Below are 16,204 nucleotides of genomic sequence, written 5' to 3' on the forward strand. Positions count from 1 at the left end.
ACGCTTTCGCGTGCGCTGAACAGCAAGTAGTCTAATGGCCTCGGCATCCGCCGGCACGCATCCTGGGTGGTGCGCGGCCGTCGCGCGTGCGGCCGACCGCTAATTCTACAAACGGAGTGTTCCTTGTCCGAATCCACAATTACCCAGCCGGCGACGGTCATCAAGATCATCGGTATCGGCGGCGCCGGCGGCAACGCCGTCAACCACATGGCGCCCACCGGCTCCTCCACTTTCGAATTCATCTGCGCGAATACCGACGCGCAGGCCCTGTCGACCACCCGCACCGAGCAGCGCATCCAGCTCGGCGAAAGCGGCCTTGGCGCCGGCAGCGACCCGGCCGTCGGACGCGAATGCGCCACCCGCGAACGCGAGCGCATCGCCGATGCGCTCAAGGGCGCCGATATGGTCTTCATCACCGCCGGCATGGGCGGCGGCACCGGCACCGGCGCCGCCCCGGTGGTGGCCGAAGTGGCACGCGAGCTGGGCATCCTGACCCTTGCCGTGGTGTCGAAGCCCTTCGACTTCGAAGGCCCGCGGCGCATGCGCGTGGCCGAGGAAGGCATCGCGACGCTGGCGCGCTGCGTCGACTCGCTGATCGTGGTCCTGAACAGCCGCCTGGAAGAAGTGCTGGGCGACGACGTCACGCAAAAACAGGCGTTTGCCGCCGCCGACGAAGTGCTCAGCAAGGCCGTGACCGGGATCGCGGAAATCATCGTCGTGCCGGGGATGGTCAACGTCGATTTCGAAGACGTGCGCACGGTGATGCGCCAGACCGGCATGGCGATGATGGGCTCGGCCGAACACGCCGGCGACGACCGCGCCGCCAAGGCCGCCGCCGAGGCCATCGCCTGCCCGCTGCTCGATGGCGCCAACCTGCGCGCCGCGCGCGGGGTGCTGGTCAACATCGCCGCCTCGGAAGAAACGCTGAAGCTGCGCGAAACCAAGCTCGTGATGAATACGGTCTGCGCCCAGACCAACGAAGACGCGATCATCAAGTTCGGCGCGGTGTACGACGAGACGCTGGGCGACGCCATGCGGGTGACGGTGGTGGCCACCGGGCTGACCCGGCCGAGCGACCTGCCGCTTGGGACGCGCAGGTTGTCGATGCCGCGCCCGGGCGCGCCATCGCAGCCGGTGCTGCGCCAGGGCGCGCTTCACTCGCAGGTGCGGCAGGGAGCGGCGCAGTACGAGTCGCGGGCCGGGGCGTCGTCGCGCCAGTCGGCCGGGCCGGGCGGCGAGGATGGCCAGCCGGGCTGAGAATCGGCCGGCGCAGGATGGCCGGATGCACGGCACACTGGTAGCGCCGGCGAAATGAGACGGGCCGCCTGACTTTACACGGGCCGCTGGCGATGGAAGGTCAGCGGGCTATAGGACACGGCGGACGGCGGCGGCGAGCGCAGGATGCCGGGCTTCATCGCGCCGACGACGTGCATCTCGCAGGGCTTGCAGTCGAAGCGCAGCGTGTAGGTGTCCTCACCCGACTTCAAGGTCATCGGCTCGGCCCGCACCTGGCCCTGCACGCCCTGCACACCCTTGGCCTGTTTCGGGCACAGGTTGAACGAGAAGCGCAGGCAGTGCTTGGTGATCATCAGCGACACCTCGCCCGCTTCCTGGTGCGCCTCGTAGGCCGCGTCGATCAGGCCCACGCCATGCTTGTGGTAGAAGGCGCGCGCCTTGTCGTTGTAGACGTTGGCCAGGTACGAGAGCTGGGTCGCCGGATACACGGCGGGCGGTTCCACCGGCGCCTTGCGCTCCGGGCGTTCCCACGCTTGCAACCTGGCCGCTTCGTGCGCCGCCACCGCATCGCGCCGCAGTGCATTGATGGCGGCGGCAGGCACGAACCACGGGTGCGACAGATTCAAGACGATGCCGTCGGCTTCGAACATCGTGTTCCCCAGCTTGGTCAGGCTGGTGCGCAGCGCTGCATCGGCCTGATCAGGATTGTGCGCCGGCTGCAGCGCCAGCAGCGCATGCGTCACCGTCTCGATACCATCCTCGTCGCGCAAGGTCAGCGCCAGGCCTCCTTTGGTTTCCGACAGCGTCAGGTGCAGCGCCACCTTGCGGTCGGCCGAGCGTTTGGTGAGCGCCGTTTCCCACCCGTGGTCGCGGTTGCGGTGGACTTCGGTGCCGGGCTTCAGGCCAGGCAAGGCGCTGACCGGCTCGTTCGGGAACACGCGCCAGCGCTGGCCCTCCTCGCTCTCTCCCAGCTTCTGCACCGTGTTCACGCCGATGCCGACACTGGTGCGCTTGTTCATGTAGTTCAGGCCGTCGCCGTTGGCCAGCGGTGCGTCCGTCATCATCTCGACAAAATCCGGCGCGACCTTGCTGACGGCGCCCACGCGCACGCCCAGGTACTTCGGCGAATCGAAGGCGCCGATGTCGTCCTGGCGGCCCTGGGCGAAATAGTCGGTGTGGCCGCGGTTGAAGTTCTTGTCGACGTCGGGCGTGAAGAAGACTTGCGTGTGGCCGCTGGCGGCGCGCACGAAACCGGATCGACCCGCGGCGCGGCGCTCGAGGATCTCGTCGAGCAGCAGGCGATAGTGGGCCGTGATGTTCTTCACGTAGCCCATGTCCTTGTAGCGGCCCTCGATCTTGAACGAGCGGATGCCGGCGTCGATCAACGCCTCCAGGTTGCGGCTCTGGTCGTTGTCCTTCATCGACAGCAGGTGCTTGTCGTAGGCTACGACACCGCCCTGGATATCGGTCAGCGTATAAGGCAGGCGGCAGGCCTGGGAACAGTCGCCGCGATTCGCGCTGCGGCCGGTGTCGGCATGCGAGATATAGCACTGGCCGGAAAACGCGACGCACAGGGCGCCGTGGATGAAGTATTCGAGCGGCGTGTCGACCTGCGCGCGGATCTTGCGGATCTGGGCTATCGTCAGTTCGCGTGCCAGCACCAGCTGCGAGAAGCCGACGTCGCCCAGGAACTTCGCTTTCTCCACGGTACGGATGTCGCACTGCGTGCTGGCGTGCAGCTGGATCGGCGGGAGGTCGAGTTCCAGCAGGCCCATGTCCTGGACGATCAGCGCATCGACGCCCGCCTCGTACAGCTGCCAGACCTGCTTGCGCGCGAGGTCGAGCTCGGCGTCGTGCATAATCGTGTTCATCGTGACGAAGATGCGGGCGCGGTAGCGGTGGGCAAACTGGACCAGGCCGGCTAGGTCTTCGAGGGAGTTGCTGGCGTTGTGACGGGCGCCGAATGCCGGGCCGCCGATGTAGACGGCGTCGGCGCCATGCAGGATGGCCTCGCGGCCGATCTCGGCGGTTTTGGCGGGCGACAGCAATTCGAGCTGGTGGTCAAGTAGAGACATGGCGCGTTCCTCGTCGACGGAGCCTTGAAGTATAGCTTTGAAGGCAAACCATGTCACCAGCGAGGCCGGCATATAAGTCTTCAACGCCAGTTCCGAACCTTGTCATGCCTCGCACAATGCAGCAGCAACCTACTGGTTGCGCGCCAGCTTTCGAAGAACTAGAAAGGGTGCGTTTTACACATGTTGTTGGGGGGATTGGTAACGCCAGCATGGGCCGGCGACGAGGATAGTCAGGCAGGCGCCTGCACCCTGCTCTCGCCATTCACCGGCACCTGATGTGTGTGCATCCGAACAGACGCCGCCGTTATCGGGCAGCACGATGCCGTCATGCCGCCATTACATGAACACCAACCCTTCGGGGCGTGCGCTTGAGCACCCTGCCCATCGATTGCGACCGCACGCTCGCCGCTAGCGCACGCGCCCATGACAAGGCACCGGCACATCCGAACCTGGTGCTGTGCACCTCGATCCTGGCAAGCAGCCTGGCTTTCATCGACGGCTCGGTCGTCAACGTCGGCTTGTCGGCGATCGGCCGGGATTTCGCCGGCGGCGGCGCCGACCTGTCATGGGTCGTCAACGGCTACCTGCTGCCGCTCAGTTCGCTTCTGCTGCTGGGCGGCGCGCTGGGCGACCGCTATGGGCGCAAGCGCATGCTCGTGGCCGGCATCGGCGTGTTTGCGCTGGCCTCCCTGCTCTGCGCGCTCGCGCCGAGCCTGGCGCTGCTGGTGGCAGGCAGGCTGCTGCAAGGTGTGGGCGCGGCCATGCTGCTGCCGAACAGCCTTGCCGTCCTGAGCGCGACCTTCCAGGGGAAAAAACGTGGACGGGCGGTCGGTACCTGGGCTGCGGCCGGCGCCGCTGCCGGGGCGATCGGACCATTGCTGGGCGGTTGGCTGATCGACACCATGGGCTGGCGCGCGGTCTTCTATATCAATCTGCCGATCGCGGCGCTGGCGATGTTCATGGCCTGGCGCTTCGTGCCGGGGAACACCCGCGACAAGCCGGTTGCGCTCGATCCGCTCGGGGCCGTACTCGCCAGCCTGGGTCTTGCCTGCCTCACCTGGGGCCTGGCCGACGCGTCGGCAGAAAAACACCTGACCCCGTGGGCCGGCATGGCGCTGGCGGCCGGCGTCGTGATCCTGCTGGCCTTTTTGTGCATCGAGCGGCGCGCCGGCGAGCGCGCGATGCTGCCCCTGAAACTGTTCGGTTCGAGCGCGTTTTCCGGCTTGAACCTGATGACCTTCCTGCTGTACGGCGCGCTCGGCGCGCTGATGCTGCTGGTGCCGTTCGTGCTGATCCAGTCCCTGGGGTACTCGGCCAGGCAGGCAGGTGCGGCGCTGCTGCCCTTTCCGGTCGTGCTGGCGATCGGCTCGCCGCTGATGGGACGCGTGGCCGCCAGCCACGGCTCGCGCCTGCCGCTGTCCGTCGGTTCGCTGATTGTCGCCGGCGGCTTCCTGCTAGCGCTGCGCATTGGCAATGGCAGCTATGCGGCGACGGTGCTGCCGGCCTTGTTAGTGATTGCGCTGGGCATGGCTTGCGTGGCGGCGCCGCTGACCACGGCGGTGTTGTCGTCGGTGGATGGAAGCCATACCGGGATTGCATCCGGCTTCAATAGCGCGGTGGCGCGTGGCGGCGGACTGATCGCAACGGCGATGCTGGGTGTGGTGCTGACTGCGCAGGGGCGCGCTTTGCTGGCGCCGTTTCATGTGGCGTTGATGGTGTGTGCTGGCAGTGCGGCGGCGGCTGCGGTTTGCGCCTTTGCCTGGGTCCGGCCCGGCAATACGCCGCCGCGATAGGCGGATTCGGCCGAGTTTGATGCTGGTCGGGCGCTGTCTTCGTCTGGTACGTTCTGGAGCGAAAAAGGTGGCTGTAGATTGAGCAGCTGCTATTGCCAAGTCTGTCGCTGGCTAGCGATGCGGCGCTGCCCCTCTTCCCGCATTTTTCGCTGGTGCGCCCGACGGTACGCAGCGGCCGCTGCCGGCCATTCGCCCCAGTCGCGGTCCACTGGTCCTAGCGCAGCAAGGCCAAACCCAGCACTGCCAGCGATGACAGAAGGCTCGCAGCGCACATCGCTGCGAGCCAGCCGGACCGCTTGTTCAATGGCGCCAGCTGCAGAGCGAGTTCTTGCTGCACTACCGCACTGACGATGGCTTTTTGCTTGTCGGAGAAACTCGCATACGCGTCGGCGATATCGCGCGCAGAATCATCGACTGCGGCCTGCAGCCGGTCCAGGCGGGGCGCTAACGCCGGTTGCAGCGCATCCACACGTTCGGTCAACTGAGCCTGCTGACGCCCCAATCCCGTTACGTCGCGCAGCAGCCGGTCGGTGCCGGCCTGGCCGGCGTCGCGCAGCCCGGCGATCCCCGCATCGAGGCGCGTTTGATGATCGGCCTGCGCGGCGAACCCGTTACCCAGGGCCGTGGCTTGGCTGGCGGCCTGCTCGCGCATCTCGTCGACCGTGTGCTTGACGCCGGCCAGGTTGCGGTTGAGGCGAAGCGTGCTTTCCTCGACGGCCTCGGTAACGCTGGCGCTAATGGTCATGTTCAGCATCTTGCCGGCCTTCTCCTGCTGGTACAGCTGCTCCTGTACTTCCTCGAGCGCCTCGCAGATTGGCGCCAGCGGCGCCTGGATGATGCGGCCCAGCACGGCGGCCATCGCCTGCTCCTGCTGCTCGATGCTGCGCTGGAGCGCTTGTTCTTCGTTGTCCTGGAAATTCATGGTTGGTTTTTTCAAGTAGGTTTGATCTTGAGACGCTCTTCCTGCAGAAGAGCGATCGACAGCAGGATGGACAGGGAGTTCAGCGGCGACCTGCTCGCGGCCAGCGCCGCACGCCGCGAGCGCATTTCCGCCAGGTATTCCTGGTCGAGCATGATCCTGAAGCGCTGCGCGAGGGCGCCGTCCTGCTTGAGCCGCGCGCTCCGTGCGTCCAGCTCGCTGCGGGTTCGGTCGAGCTGGTTCATCAAGGACTGCTGTTGCTCGAGCAGGCTCTTGGCGACCTGGTCGAGCGCGGCGCGTTCGGCGTCCGCCGTGTTGGCCTCGGTTTCCAGCTGGGCGAGACGCACCTTGAACTGCCTGGTCCAGTCCTTGTGCGCGAGCTTGCCCGCCTTTTCGGCACAGGCGCGGATAGCGGCGCGCAGCTCGGAGGTGTCGTCGGCGAAGCTGCTCGACATCGATGGGTAATACTCGTCCCGCCAGTAGCCGTTCATGCGGCTGCGCAACGAGGAAAACTCGTCCTCGACGATACGGTTCAGGGCAATGACCTGGCCCTGCATGTCCGGCGCGCTCTGGCCGAAGAAGGCGAGCGCGTGATCGTCCGGTTCCCGCGCCAGGAACGCCTTGCGCAGCCAATCCTCGAATTGACTCATCCTGCCATACAGGTAGGTGGTATTCGTGCCAAGGCGGTCGACCAGGCCGGCCTGCTCGTCGACGTCGATTTTGGCGACCTGCGCAATCACCGCTTCGACGTGCGCGCGCTCGGCAAGGCGCGCGCGCGCGGCGGCCGCGCGTTTCGCGGCCCCCTGCGCGCCCTTGACGGACACACGGTGTCCAGCCTCGGCCTGCGCGAGCTCCCTCCCCAGCAGCTCCATCGTGGCCTGAGCCTGCTGGACTCCTGCCTCCTGCTGGCGGCGCGCGACGATGTGGATGTCGCAGGCATTGCGGAACCGGCTCGCCTCGTTGGCGGAGGCGCGGATGTCCGCGTGCAGCTCGGCCCTTACCTGCGCCACCACCGGCGCCAGCCGCGCCGCGAAGTCCAGGTCGACGTCAAGCATCGCTTGCCAGGATTGCCCGAACTCGAGGGGGTAGAAGCGGTGCGGTTCGCGCGCCTCGGGCGCCAGCGGCAGGCCGAAGGTATCGACCTGACCCAGCAGGCGTTCGCGGAACCTGGCCGGATCGGGCGCTCCGTCCAGCTGGCGTGCGTATTGCTGGACCGATTGCGGCGTGAACGAATACGTCGTGACGATGCGGAACCGGTTGGGCACGTACTGCCAGTCCTTGATGCCGGGCAGCGCCAGCGCGGCCGGGTCGAGGAAGGACAAGTCGTCGGCGCGCCCGACCAACAGGATCAGGTCCGCGTGCGGCACGTAGCGCTCGGCCATGCGCGCCACGTGAACGCGCTCGACCTCGTCGGTCGGGTTATCGCCGGGCAGGTCGAGCATGCGCACGTTGAGGCCCGCATCGGCCGAACGCTGGAAGCGGTCGGAAGGAATCGACACGACTACCGGATCGTCGCTCAGGAGCTTGCGCTCGCTCATCGCCTGGCGCAAGGCACCGAGCGCATCGCACATCGCGTTGTCATCGGCGTAGACGACCGGGCCGGCGCCAACATCGAGATGCCAGTCGTTGTCCGGCGAGCGCCGGTATTCCATCGCGGTTGCCGTCGCCGACTTGCCGTACTCGCGGCGCCCACGCAGCACGGCGCTGATGCCGGCCTGTGCGCTTTCGCGCACTTCCATCAGTTCGAGCAGGAGCGTGGTCTTGCCCACCTGCGTCTTGCCGTACACGGCGACATAGGGTTCGTGCACGCCGTCGCCACCGACCAAGTGTTCGCGCACTTCTGGGCTGAGTGCGTTGATAAAGCGCTGGTAGGCGCGGTGTGCCCAGCCGAGTCTGTCGGCATACAGACCGCTCGAATGCGCTCCTCCCCTGTCGACGACCGCGCTCATGCGTCGCTGCTGCGGAAGAGCACCAGGCTCTGGCCGGACTGGGCCAGCTGCGACAGCAGGTCCTGCTGCAGCGTCTTGACGTCGGCCAGCGCCTTGGTCAGGCGGTCGCGCTTGACCAGCCGCTGGTCCATGCCATAGCGTCGCCGCAGGCCTTCCTTCAGGCGCGCCTGCACCTGGTCCATGATGTCGTCGAAGCGCTCGTTATAGTGCATCGTATAGTGGTCATGGATGCTGCGCAGCATGCGGCGCGAGACCTGTCCGACCTTGTCATCGTAGTTGCGCATCTCCTTCATTGCCGTGTGAGCGAGGAAGCCGATCGCGAACACGCCGGCAACAGCGCCGCCGACCGTCATGCCGGCCGCCGCGGCCGCCCCTCCGGCCGCAGCCCCGCCCGAACCAATGCCGAGCACGCCGTTGATGATGTCGGCTTGGCCGTCGGCCGCGATATCGACGGCCATGACCGCCGCCACCCCTTTGAGGATACCGCGGGTTGCCTCCGAAAATTCGCCGAACTGCTTGCTGATGCTCTGCGCTGCCTGGGTCAGGTCGCCGCCAGGGATTTCCTGCATCGTGCTGCTGTCGACCCGCACCAGCTCGGGAATGGCCGACGCGATCCGGGTGTATTCGAGCGCCATCACCGGCAGCAGAGCGGCGGTATCCTCGAGCTTGTGGTTGGTCGCGCCGGTGGTGACGTCGCCCGCCTTGCTCTGCATTAGCGCGCGCAAGTTATCCTGAACATCTTTGTCGGCGAATTCGGATGTGACCGGTTTCCCGCCGGCATCTACATAGCCGAGCCGTTGCAGCGGCGTGCCCACCGACAGCACCGCCTCCTGCGACTGTTTTGGCCCAACGGCGCTGGTCAGCGTGCCCAGCGCCGCGGTATAGGCAGGGGCGAGCGAGCCAGGCTTGCTCCAGGCTCCCAGAACGGACGCTTCGATGCGATTCTTGTCCTCGGTAGACGTCGATCCGAAATTCTTGATCTTGTTGAGGAAGCCTTCATGCTCATCCGTGAGCCGTTTGTCGAGTTCCTTGTCCGCTTCGCTCAGGTGGGTGTCGACGATCGCCTTGACCTCTCGTTGATATTGCTTGCGCAATTCCTTGCGTGATTCGTCGAAGGCATGCAGACAGGCGGCGATCGTTTCCTGGGCGCCGTCGTCGGTGCCGGACTGGCGGAAGTGCATCGTCGCCTGGTTGCGCAGTCCACCAACGACCATGGTGAGGTCGGTAGCCAGGATCTGTTCGAGATAGGCGAGCTGTTCCTGACGCGAAACGGCGCCGGCATGGGACATGTCGTGCAGGCGTGCCGCCAGCTCCGGCATCCAGATGGCGGGATAGTCGATGGTGGCGCCGGGCGCATTGACGCCGGCGCACAGGACCTGGGCGGCGCCATGCTCGGCGTCGAGACCGAATGCCTCGACGGCGCTCGCACGCAATTCGTCCAGACGCTGCCGGTTTCCAGCCAGCGCTTCGGTCTTGGCCACTACGATGATCGGCCGCGCGGTACGCAATTCGCCGGCCAGCATATCCTTGACGATGTCCTGCTGGGCCTGGCTTGCCAGGCGGGTCGAGTCGGTAACGATGATGCAGCCCTTGGCGCCGATGAGCGCCTGGCGCATCAGGTCTTGCCACTCTTCGTTCTTGCGCGAGCGCTTTTCATAACCCGGCAGCAGCAGCAGGACCGGGCCGCCGCCGCCGAAGAAGCGCGGCGGGACATGCAGCACGGGCAGCAGGACGTTGGTGCCGCCACCGCGGCAGGCATCGACGAAGCTGCGGCTGTCGTCGCAACGGCGTTCCTGGATCTCGAAGTAGCGGCCGTCGGCATCGGTGGCCACGAGCATCAGCAGGAACCCGTGCGGCGTTTCGCAATCAGGATCTTCCTCGATCAGCACCGGCATCGTTTCGCCCCGGCCCTCGTTGGCCGGCAGCCACGGATCGTTCTCGCCGAGTCCGTACATGGTACGCACCAGCGTTGTCTTGCCTGCGCCTTGCGTGCCGCCGACGGCGATCGGCTGGCGGCTGCTCATCATTTCGGCAAGCATCAGGCGGCGCATGATCGGCAGTATCTTTTCGTCGAGACTGGTATCCTCCAGCTCGCGGGCTGCGCCGCGCAGTTCGCGCAGTGCCTGGTTGAGTTTAGTCAGCAGGAGTTCGGGTGTTTGCATGGTTCGAAGCAGCGATGGTTAGTCAAGCCGGGCCAATGGCCGACAGGCGGGATGGATTATATTTTGCGGATTCTGTCACAATACTCTCCAAATGTTGCGTTTCATAAATATTTAATTCATGAAAAGCATAAACATGGGCATGATTTCAAGATTCGACTGTGCAGCGCCTTGGATTCTCCGGCACGCTGCGACAAAGACTGTCGCATTCGGCGATGCCGCGCGTTCGCGGGCCTTCGCCATGCTGACGAAGCCGGCAATATTCTTGACGCTGATTTAGATTCGTATCGGGCCTTGGCGAGAGGTGCCTGACGACGAAGGACGGAGTGCAAAATGGTTAAGCAGTGCGTGACACTGTTGAGACACGTTATTGTTACAGCCGGGCTTTGAACCCGGACCTGGCGTTAAAGGCAAGCTCCATTAGCGATTGAACGACCTTGGGCGGTCGAATATCAATACTGAATGGGCCGAAGGCGACTGTCCTGGAATTGGTTAAGCTAAAAAAAAAGCTCGCCGAAGCGAGCTTTTTTCAAACCATACGCAAAATTTCTGCAGGAAACCTCATTCCCACTCAATCGTCGCCGGCGGTTTCCCCGAAATATCATACACAACGCGATTCAACCCACGCACCTCGTTGATGATCCGGTTCGACACCTTCCCCAGCAGCGAATGCGGCAGATGCGCCCACTGCGCCGTCATGAAGTCCAGCGTCTGCACCGCGCGCAGCGCGACCACGTATTCATAAGTCCGCCCGTCGCCCATCACACCCACCGACTTCACCGGCAGGAACACCGCAAACGCCTGCGAAGTCGCCTCGTACCAGTTCACCGGCGCCTTGCCCGGATCGATCCCGGCAACAGCTGGCAGTTCGAACGGCGTATTCCTCAGCTCTTCGATGAAGATCGCATCCGCCTCGCGCAGCAGATCCGCATACTCCTTCTTTACTTCACCCAGGATACGCACGCCCAGGCCCGGCCCCGGGAACGGATGACGGTAGACCATGTCATGCGGCAGACCCAGCGCCACGCCGAGTTTTCGCACCTCATCCTTGAACAGTTCGCGCAGCGGCTCCAGCAATTGCAGGTTCAGCGTCTCAGGCAGCCCGCCCACGTTGTGGTGACTCTTGATGGTCTGGCCCTTCTTGCCCTTGCCGGCCGATTCGATCACGTCCGGATAAATCGTGCCCTGCGCCAGCCATTTCGCATTGGTCAGCTTGCCCGCTTCCACCTGGAAGACTTCGACGAATTCGCGGCCGATGATCTTGCGCTTCTGCTCAGGATCGGTCACGCCAGCCAGGTGGCCCATGAACTGGTCTTCGGCATCGATGCGCAGCACTTTCACGCCGAGGTTCTTCGAGAACATGTCCATGACCATCTTGCCCTCGTCCTTGCGCAGCAGGCCGTGGTCGACGAACACGCAGGTCAGCTGGTCGCCGATGGCGCGGTGGATCAGGGCGGCGGCCACGCTGGAGTCGACGCCGCCGGACAGGCCGAGGATGACTTCATCGCTGCCGACTTGCGCGCGGATCTTTTCGACGGCTTCGCCGATGTAGTCCGGCATGTTCCAGTCGGATTTGCAGCCGCAAATCTCGTGCACGAAGCGGCCGATGATGGCTTCGCCTTGCGTGGTGTGGGTGACTTCCGGGTGGAATTGCAGCGCGTAGAAGCGGCGCTCCTCGTCGGCCATGGCGGCGATCGGGCAGCTGTCGGTCGAGCCCATCAGCTTGAAGCCTTCCGGCATCTCCAGGACCTTGTCGCCATGGCTCATCCACACGCGCAGCATGCCGTGGCCTTCGCCCGTGACGAAGTCGTTGATGCCGTTCAGCAGCTTGGTGTGGCCGCGGGCGCGCACTTCGGCGTAGCCGAATTCGCGCACTTTACCGTTTTCGACCTTGCCGCCGAGCTGCGCGGCCATGGTTTGCATGCCGTAGCAGATGCCGAGGACCGGGACGCCGAGTTCGAACACGGCTTGCGGGGCGCGCGGGGAGTCGCCTTCCAGGGTCGAGTTGTGGCTACCCGAGAGGATGACGCCGGAGGCGCCGTAGTTGCGCACGAAGTCGTCGCCGATGTCGTAGGGGAAGACCTCGGAGAAGACGCCGGCGTCGCGGACGCGGCGGGCGATCAGTTGGGTGACCTGGGAGCCGAAGTCGAGGATGAGGATTTTGGAGTGCATTGAGGCCGTCAAAAAGTAAGAATGTTGTCGTTCGTGGGCAGGGTTTGCGTCGCCGTCCATCAGCAGGTGAGACCGCGTGGGCACAGGTGCCCACCCTACGAAAACCAGTCGTGGTCGCCGGTGCGTTTTATCGCAACGCGAGCGGCCAGGACCGTGGCAGAAGCCAATACTAAAAGCGGCCGTTATCGGCCGCTTATGGAGCATTATTCCGAACGGTAGTTCGGCGCTTCCTTGGTGATCTGGACGTCGTGGACGTGCGATTCGCGCATGCCGGCCGAGGTGATCTCGACGAATTCGGCGCGCTCGCGCAGTTCGTCGATCGTCGCGCAGCCGCAGTAACCCATCGACTGGCGCACGCCGCCGACCAGCTGGTAGATGATCGCCAGCACGCTGCCCTTGTAGGCAACGCGGCCTTCGATGCCTTCCGGGACGAACTTCTCGGCCTTGGCCGAGGCGTCCTGGAAGTAGCGGTCGGCCGAGCCTTCGGCCATCGCGCCCAGCGAGCCCATGCCGCGGTAGGACTTGTAGCTGCGGCCCTGGTACAGGATCACTTCGCCCGGGGCTTCTTCGGTACCGGCGAACATCGAACCCATCATGACGGTCGAGGCGCCTGCTGCCAAAGCTTTCGAGACGTCGCCCGAGAAGCGGATGCCGCCGTCGGCGATGCAAGGCACGCCGGTGCCTTCGAGGGCTTCGGCCACGTTCGAGATCGCGGTGATCTGCGGCACGCCAACGCCGGCGACGATACGGGTGGTGCAGATCGAGCCAGGGCCGATGCCGACTTTCACCGCATCCGCGCCGGCCTCGACCAGCGCCTTGGCGGCGGCCGCAGTGGCGATGTTGCCGCCGATGACGTCCACGTGCGGGTAGCGGGTCTTGATGGTCTTGACGGCGTCGAGGATGCCTTGCGAGTGGCCGTGGGCGGTGTCGACCACCAGCACGTCCACGCCGGCGGCGACCAGCAGTTCCACGCGTTCGCGGTCCTTCTCGCCCACGCCCACCGCCGCGCCGACCAGCAGCTTACCCTGCGCGTCTTTCGATGCGAACGGGTGCTCGTGCGACTTCAGGATGTCCTTCACGGTGATCAGGCCGCGCAGCTCGAAGTCGTCGTTGACGACCAGCACGCGCTCGAGGCGGTGCTTGTTCATCAGGCGCTTGGCTTCTTCGGTGTCCGCTTCTTCGTTCACGTACACGAGTTTCTCGCGCGGGGTCATCTTGGTGCGGGTTTCCGCGTCCAGGTCTTCCTCGAAACGCAAGTCGCGGTTGGTGATGATGCCGACCACCTGCTTGCCTTCGACGACCGGGAAGCCGCTGAAGCCATGCTGGTGCTGCAGGGCGATGACGTCGCGGATCTTCATCGTCGGCGGGACGGTGATCGGGTCGCGCAGCACGCCGGCTTCGAAACGTTTTACACGCGCGACTTCACGGGCCTGGTCGGCCGGGCGCAGGTTCTTGTGGATAATGCCGATGCCGCCTTCCTGGGCCATCGCAATGGCCAGGCGCGCCTCGGTCACGGTGTCCATCGCTGCCGACAGCAGCGGGATGTTCAGCGTAATGTTCCGGGTCAGCTTGGTACGGAGGGAAGTGTCAGCCGGAAGAACATTGGAGTAGGCCGGGACGAGCAGCACATCATCGAACGTGAGTGCTTTTTGGAGTAGACGCATAGCATTTTCCTATAGGCGCAAAAGCGAATTATACAGAAACCTGTGGTTCGCGGCGCACGGACCCTCGAAATAATGACAACGCGGCCTTATCCGCGATTGACAGCCCGGGTGAATCATGGCGAAATCTCGAATAGTTACGTAAGGAAATATTCGATGTTACCCGTCATGCCGTCGCTTGCCTCGTCTTCCCCTGCCCTGCTGCTGCGCCGTGCAGCCGCCGTCGCCCTGCTCTTTGCCGCCGGCCTGGCCCAGGCGCAATTCGTGTGGGTCGATCCGAAAGGCGTGCGCCATTATTCGGACCAGCCGCCACCGCCCGGCACGCCGCCTGCGCGCATCCTGAAGGCGCCGGGCTTGCCGGCCATCTCGGTGCAGCCGGCCGCGCCAGCCCTGGCTGTACGAAGCGCGCCGCCATCAACGCCGCTCGCCCCCGCGAACCCGATCAATCCGGCAAGCCCTGCCACGGCGTCCACGCCGGCCGACCCGGCTGCCGCTGCCGGCGCAAAACCGGGCGCCAAGGCCCCGCAGACCCTGGCCGAAAAAGACGCCGACTTCCGCAAGCGCCTGAAGGAAGGCCAGGAAAACGAACTCAAGGCGCAGGAGCAGGCGCGCATTGCCGCGCAGAAAACCGAGCACTGCGGCGAGGTACGCAGGGCCAAGCAGATGCTCGACTCGGGCATCCGCATCGCCGACGTCGGCGCCGACGGCCAGAAGCGCTACCTGAACGACGCCGAGCGCGCCCAGCGCAGCGCCCGCGCCAATGCGATGGCGGCGGAATGCCGCTGAGCGGCAGCGACGCCAGCCTTCTTTAACCCTCTCCCGCCGCGCCGCGCGCGTCCTGCGCCGGCGCCGTGGCCACCGCCCGCGCCACCCGGTTGCGTCCGCCCGCCTTGGCCGCATACAGCGCCTTGTCGGCGCGCGCCATCAGCCCCGTGATGTTCTCGCCCTCTTCCAGCATGGCCACGCCGATACTCACCGTGTAGGCGACGGGAATCGTCGCCGGCGCCAGCTGCAGCGAGCGATCCAGCGCGGCGCGCACGCGCTCGGCCACGGCCAGCGCGGTCTCAAAGCTGGCGTCCGGCAGCAGCACCGCGAATTCCTCGCCGCCGAGGCGTGCGCAGTAGTCGATCTTGCGCACCACTTCCTGGGTGTGCAGCACCAGGTCGCGCAGCACCAGGTCGCCGACGGCGTGGCCGTGGGTATCGTTGATGCGCTTGAAATGGTCGACGTCCATCAGCAGCAGGCCCAGGCCGCTCCCGCGGCGTCCGGCGCGCGCATGCTCGCGCTCGGCGGCGGCGAAGAAGGCGCGGCGCGACGGGGCGCCGGTCAGGTGGTCGTGGTCGGCCGCATAGGCCGTTTCCGAAATCACCTGCGCGTTCGCCATCATGACCGCCCCCAACGTCAGGGCCGGCAGCGCCATCGTGCCGAAGCCGAAGAACACCAGGTTGTAGGTGGCGGGGTCGAGAAATACCAATGGCGACGAGGCTGCCGCGTAGCCGTAGAACACCGCGCGCGAGACGTGGATGGCGCCCACAACCGAGGCGGCCACGCGGGTAAACGCGAACGCGTAGCGCAGGCGGCGGTCGGCCGGGATCGGCAGGGTGGCGGCAATCGCGAAGCAGATGCTGGCGTAGTAGCTCGACACGGCCACGCTGCGCAGCGGCAGCGAATTCCAGCCATAGTGGAACACCGCCACCGCCAGCAGGGTGGCGGCGCCGCCGGCCAGCAGCAGGGCCTCGGGCACCGGCTGGCCCACGTGGCGCCGGAAGCCCGCGTACATCAGGGCGATGGTGGCGATGTACATGCCGTTGGCCACCTCGATCGACAGCACGTCGGGCATCACGCCGCGCGAGGCGAACAGCAGCAGCGCGATGACGGCCAGCGCGTTCGCCTGGCCCCATTCGCGGATGCCCGCGACCTTGCTGCCGGCGAGCGAAGACAGCACCAGCAACATGACCACCGAGAAGGCGGTGGTGACCAATAGCAGACTCAGGGCATTCAACATCGTGAAGGAAAGTAGCCGGAAGATGGCGGCAAGGCCGCGGGCAGCTGTTCCCTGTGCCGATGGCGGGCGCGTCGCGGCGCCCTGGCGGCTGTCGGACCTGTTCCGGTCAGTCCCGAGGAAAGCGAGACATGATATCAAGAAACGCCGAACCCTTCCCGACCGGTTGCAATAGCGCAACTACGGCACGCAGGTTTCAGTGATGCATATACCAACATTGCCATCGTTTTGGAACGAT

Annotated in this window: 10 protein-coding genes; 3 read left to right on the forward strand and 7 right to left on the reverse strand. The window is 65.4% G+C overall.

Going from position 1 to position 16,204, the window contains the following annotated elements; all coding sequences use genetic code 11:
* Positions 1 to 123 precede the first annotated feature (123 nt).
* Positions 124 to 1,257: a cell division protein FtsZ gene (ftsZ, locus tag LK540_RS19950; protein WP_229439067.1), complete on the forward strand. Its 1,134-nt coding sequence runs from the start codon at positions 124 to 126 to the stop codon at positions 1,255 to 1,257.
* A 74-nt stretch (positions 1,258 to 1,331) separates the two neighbouring features.
* Here the strand turns inward: ftsZ and LK540_RS19955 are convergent, their stop codons facing one another.
* Positions 1,332 to 3,311, reverse strand: coding sequence for a U32 family peptidase (locus LK540_RS19955; RefSeq protein WP_229439068.1), 1,980 nt, complete (start codon positions 3,309 to 3,311; stop codon positions 1,332 to 1,334).
* 368 nt (positions 3,312 to 3,679) lie between these two features.
* Between LK540_RS19955 and LK540_RS19960 the strand changes: the two genes are divergently transcribed.
* Positions 3,680 to 5,104, forward strand: coding sequence for an MFS transporter (locus LK540_RS19960; protein ID WP_229439069.1), 1,425 nt, complete (start codon positions 3,680 to 3,682; stop codon positions 5,102 to 5,104).
* Between the two features lie 214 nt (positions 5,105 to 5,318).
* Here LK540_RS19960 and LK540_RS19965 read toward each other — a convergent pair whose 3' ends face one another.
* From LK540_RS19965 to guaB, 5 genes are all read right to left on the reverse strand, one after another.
* Positions 5,319 to 6,026: a hypothetical protein gene (locus tag LK540_RS19965; RefSeq protein ID WP_229439070.1), complete on the reverse strand. Its 708-nt coding sequence runs from the start codon at positions 6,024 to 6,026 to the stop codon at positions 5,319 to 5,321.
* 11 nt (positions 6,027 to 6,037) lie between these two features.
* Positions 6,038 to 7,861, reverse strand: a complete 1,824-nt coding sequence (locus LK540_RS19970; RefSeq protein WP_229439071.1) for a hypothetical protein — start codon at positions 7,859 to 7,861, stop codon at positions 6,038 to 6,040.
* Between the two features lie 107 nt (positions 7,862 to 7,968).
* The gene (locus LK540_RS19975) at positions 7,969 to 10,134 is read right to left on the reverse strand and encodes a hypothetical protein (protein WP_229439072.1); all 2,166 of its coding nucleotides are present in this window, start codon (positions 10,132 to 10,134) and stop codon (positions 7,969 to 7,971) included.
* 558 nt (positions 10,135 to 10,692) lie between these two features.
* Positions 10,693 to 12,303: a glutamine-hydrolyzing GMP synthase gene (gene guaA / locus LK540_RS19980; RefSeq protein WP_229439073.1), complete on the reverse strand. Its 1,611-nt coding sequence runs from the start codon at positions 12,301 to 12,303 to the stop codon at positions 10,693 to 10,695.
* A gap of 203 nt (positions 12,304 to 12,506) precedes the next feature.
* Entirely contained in the window at positions 12,507 to 13,967 is a 1,461-nt protein-coding gene (gene guaB / locus LK540_RS19985) for an IMP dehydrogenase (RefSeq protein WP_229439074.1), read from the reverse strand.
* A gap of 153 nt (positions 13,968 to 14,120) precedes the next feature.
* Between guaB and LK540_RS19990 the strand changes: the two genes are divergently transcribed.
* Positions 14,121 to 14,750, forward strand: coding sequence for a DUF4124 domain-containing protein (locus LK540_RS19990; protein WP_229439075.1), 630 nt, complete (start codon positions 14,121 to 14,123; stop codon positions 14,748 to 14,750).
* Positions 14,751 to 14,772: 22 nt separating this feature from the next.
* On the opposite strand, the gene LK540_RS19995 is transcribed toward LK540_RS19990, so the two are convergent.
* Positions 14,773 to 15,945: a diguanylate cyclase gene (locus LK540_RS19995; RefSeq protein WP_229439076.1), complete on the reverse strand. Its 1,173-nt coding sequence runs from the start codon at positions 15,943 to 15,945 to the stop codon at positions 14,773 to 14,775.
* Positions 15,946 to 16,204 lie beyond the last annotated feature (259 nt).

Source organism: Massilia sp. IC2-278 (assembly GCF_020708045.1).
Classification (GTDB): domain Bacteria; phylum Pseudomonadota; class Gammaproteobacteria; order Burkholderiales; family Burkholderiaceae_D; genus Telluria.

What these genes read in the sequence shown, in the direction of transcription:
- guaA (WP_229439073.1), bottom strand. Translation starts at nt 12,303, where the DNA reads ATGCACTCCAAAATCCTCATCCTCGACTTCGGCTCCCAGGTCACCCAA.
- LK540_RS19990 (WP_229439075.1), top strand. Translation starts at nt 14,121, where the DNA reads ATGTTACCCGTCATGCCGTCGCTTGCCTCGTCTTCCCCTGCCCTGCTG.
- LK540_RS19965 (WP_229439070.1), bottom strand. Translation starts at nt 6,026, where the DNA reads ATGAATTTCCAGGACAACGAAGAACAAGCGCTCCAGCGCAGCATCGAG.
- LK540_RS19955 (WP_229439068.1), bottom strand. Translation starts at nt 3,311, where the DNA reads ATGTCTCTACTTGACCACCAGCTCGAATTGCTGTCGCCCGCCAAAACC.
- guaB (WP_229439074.1), bottom strand. Translation starts at nt 13,967, where the DNA reads ATGCGTCTACTCCAAAAAGCACTCACGTTCGATGATGTGCTGCTCGTC.
- LK540_RS19975 (WP_229439072.1), bottom strand. Translation starts at nt 10,134, where the DNA reads ATGCAAACACCCGAACTCCTGCTGACTAAACTCAACCAGGCACTGCGC.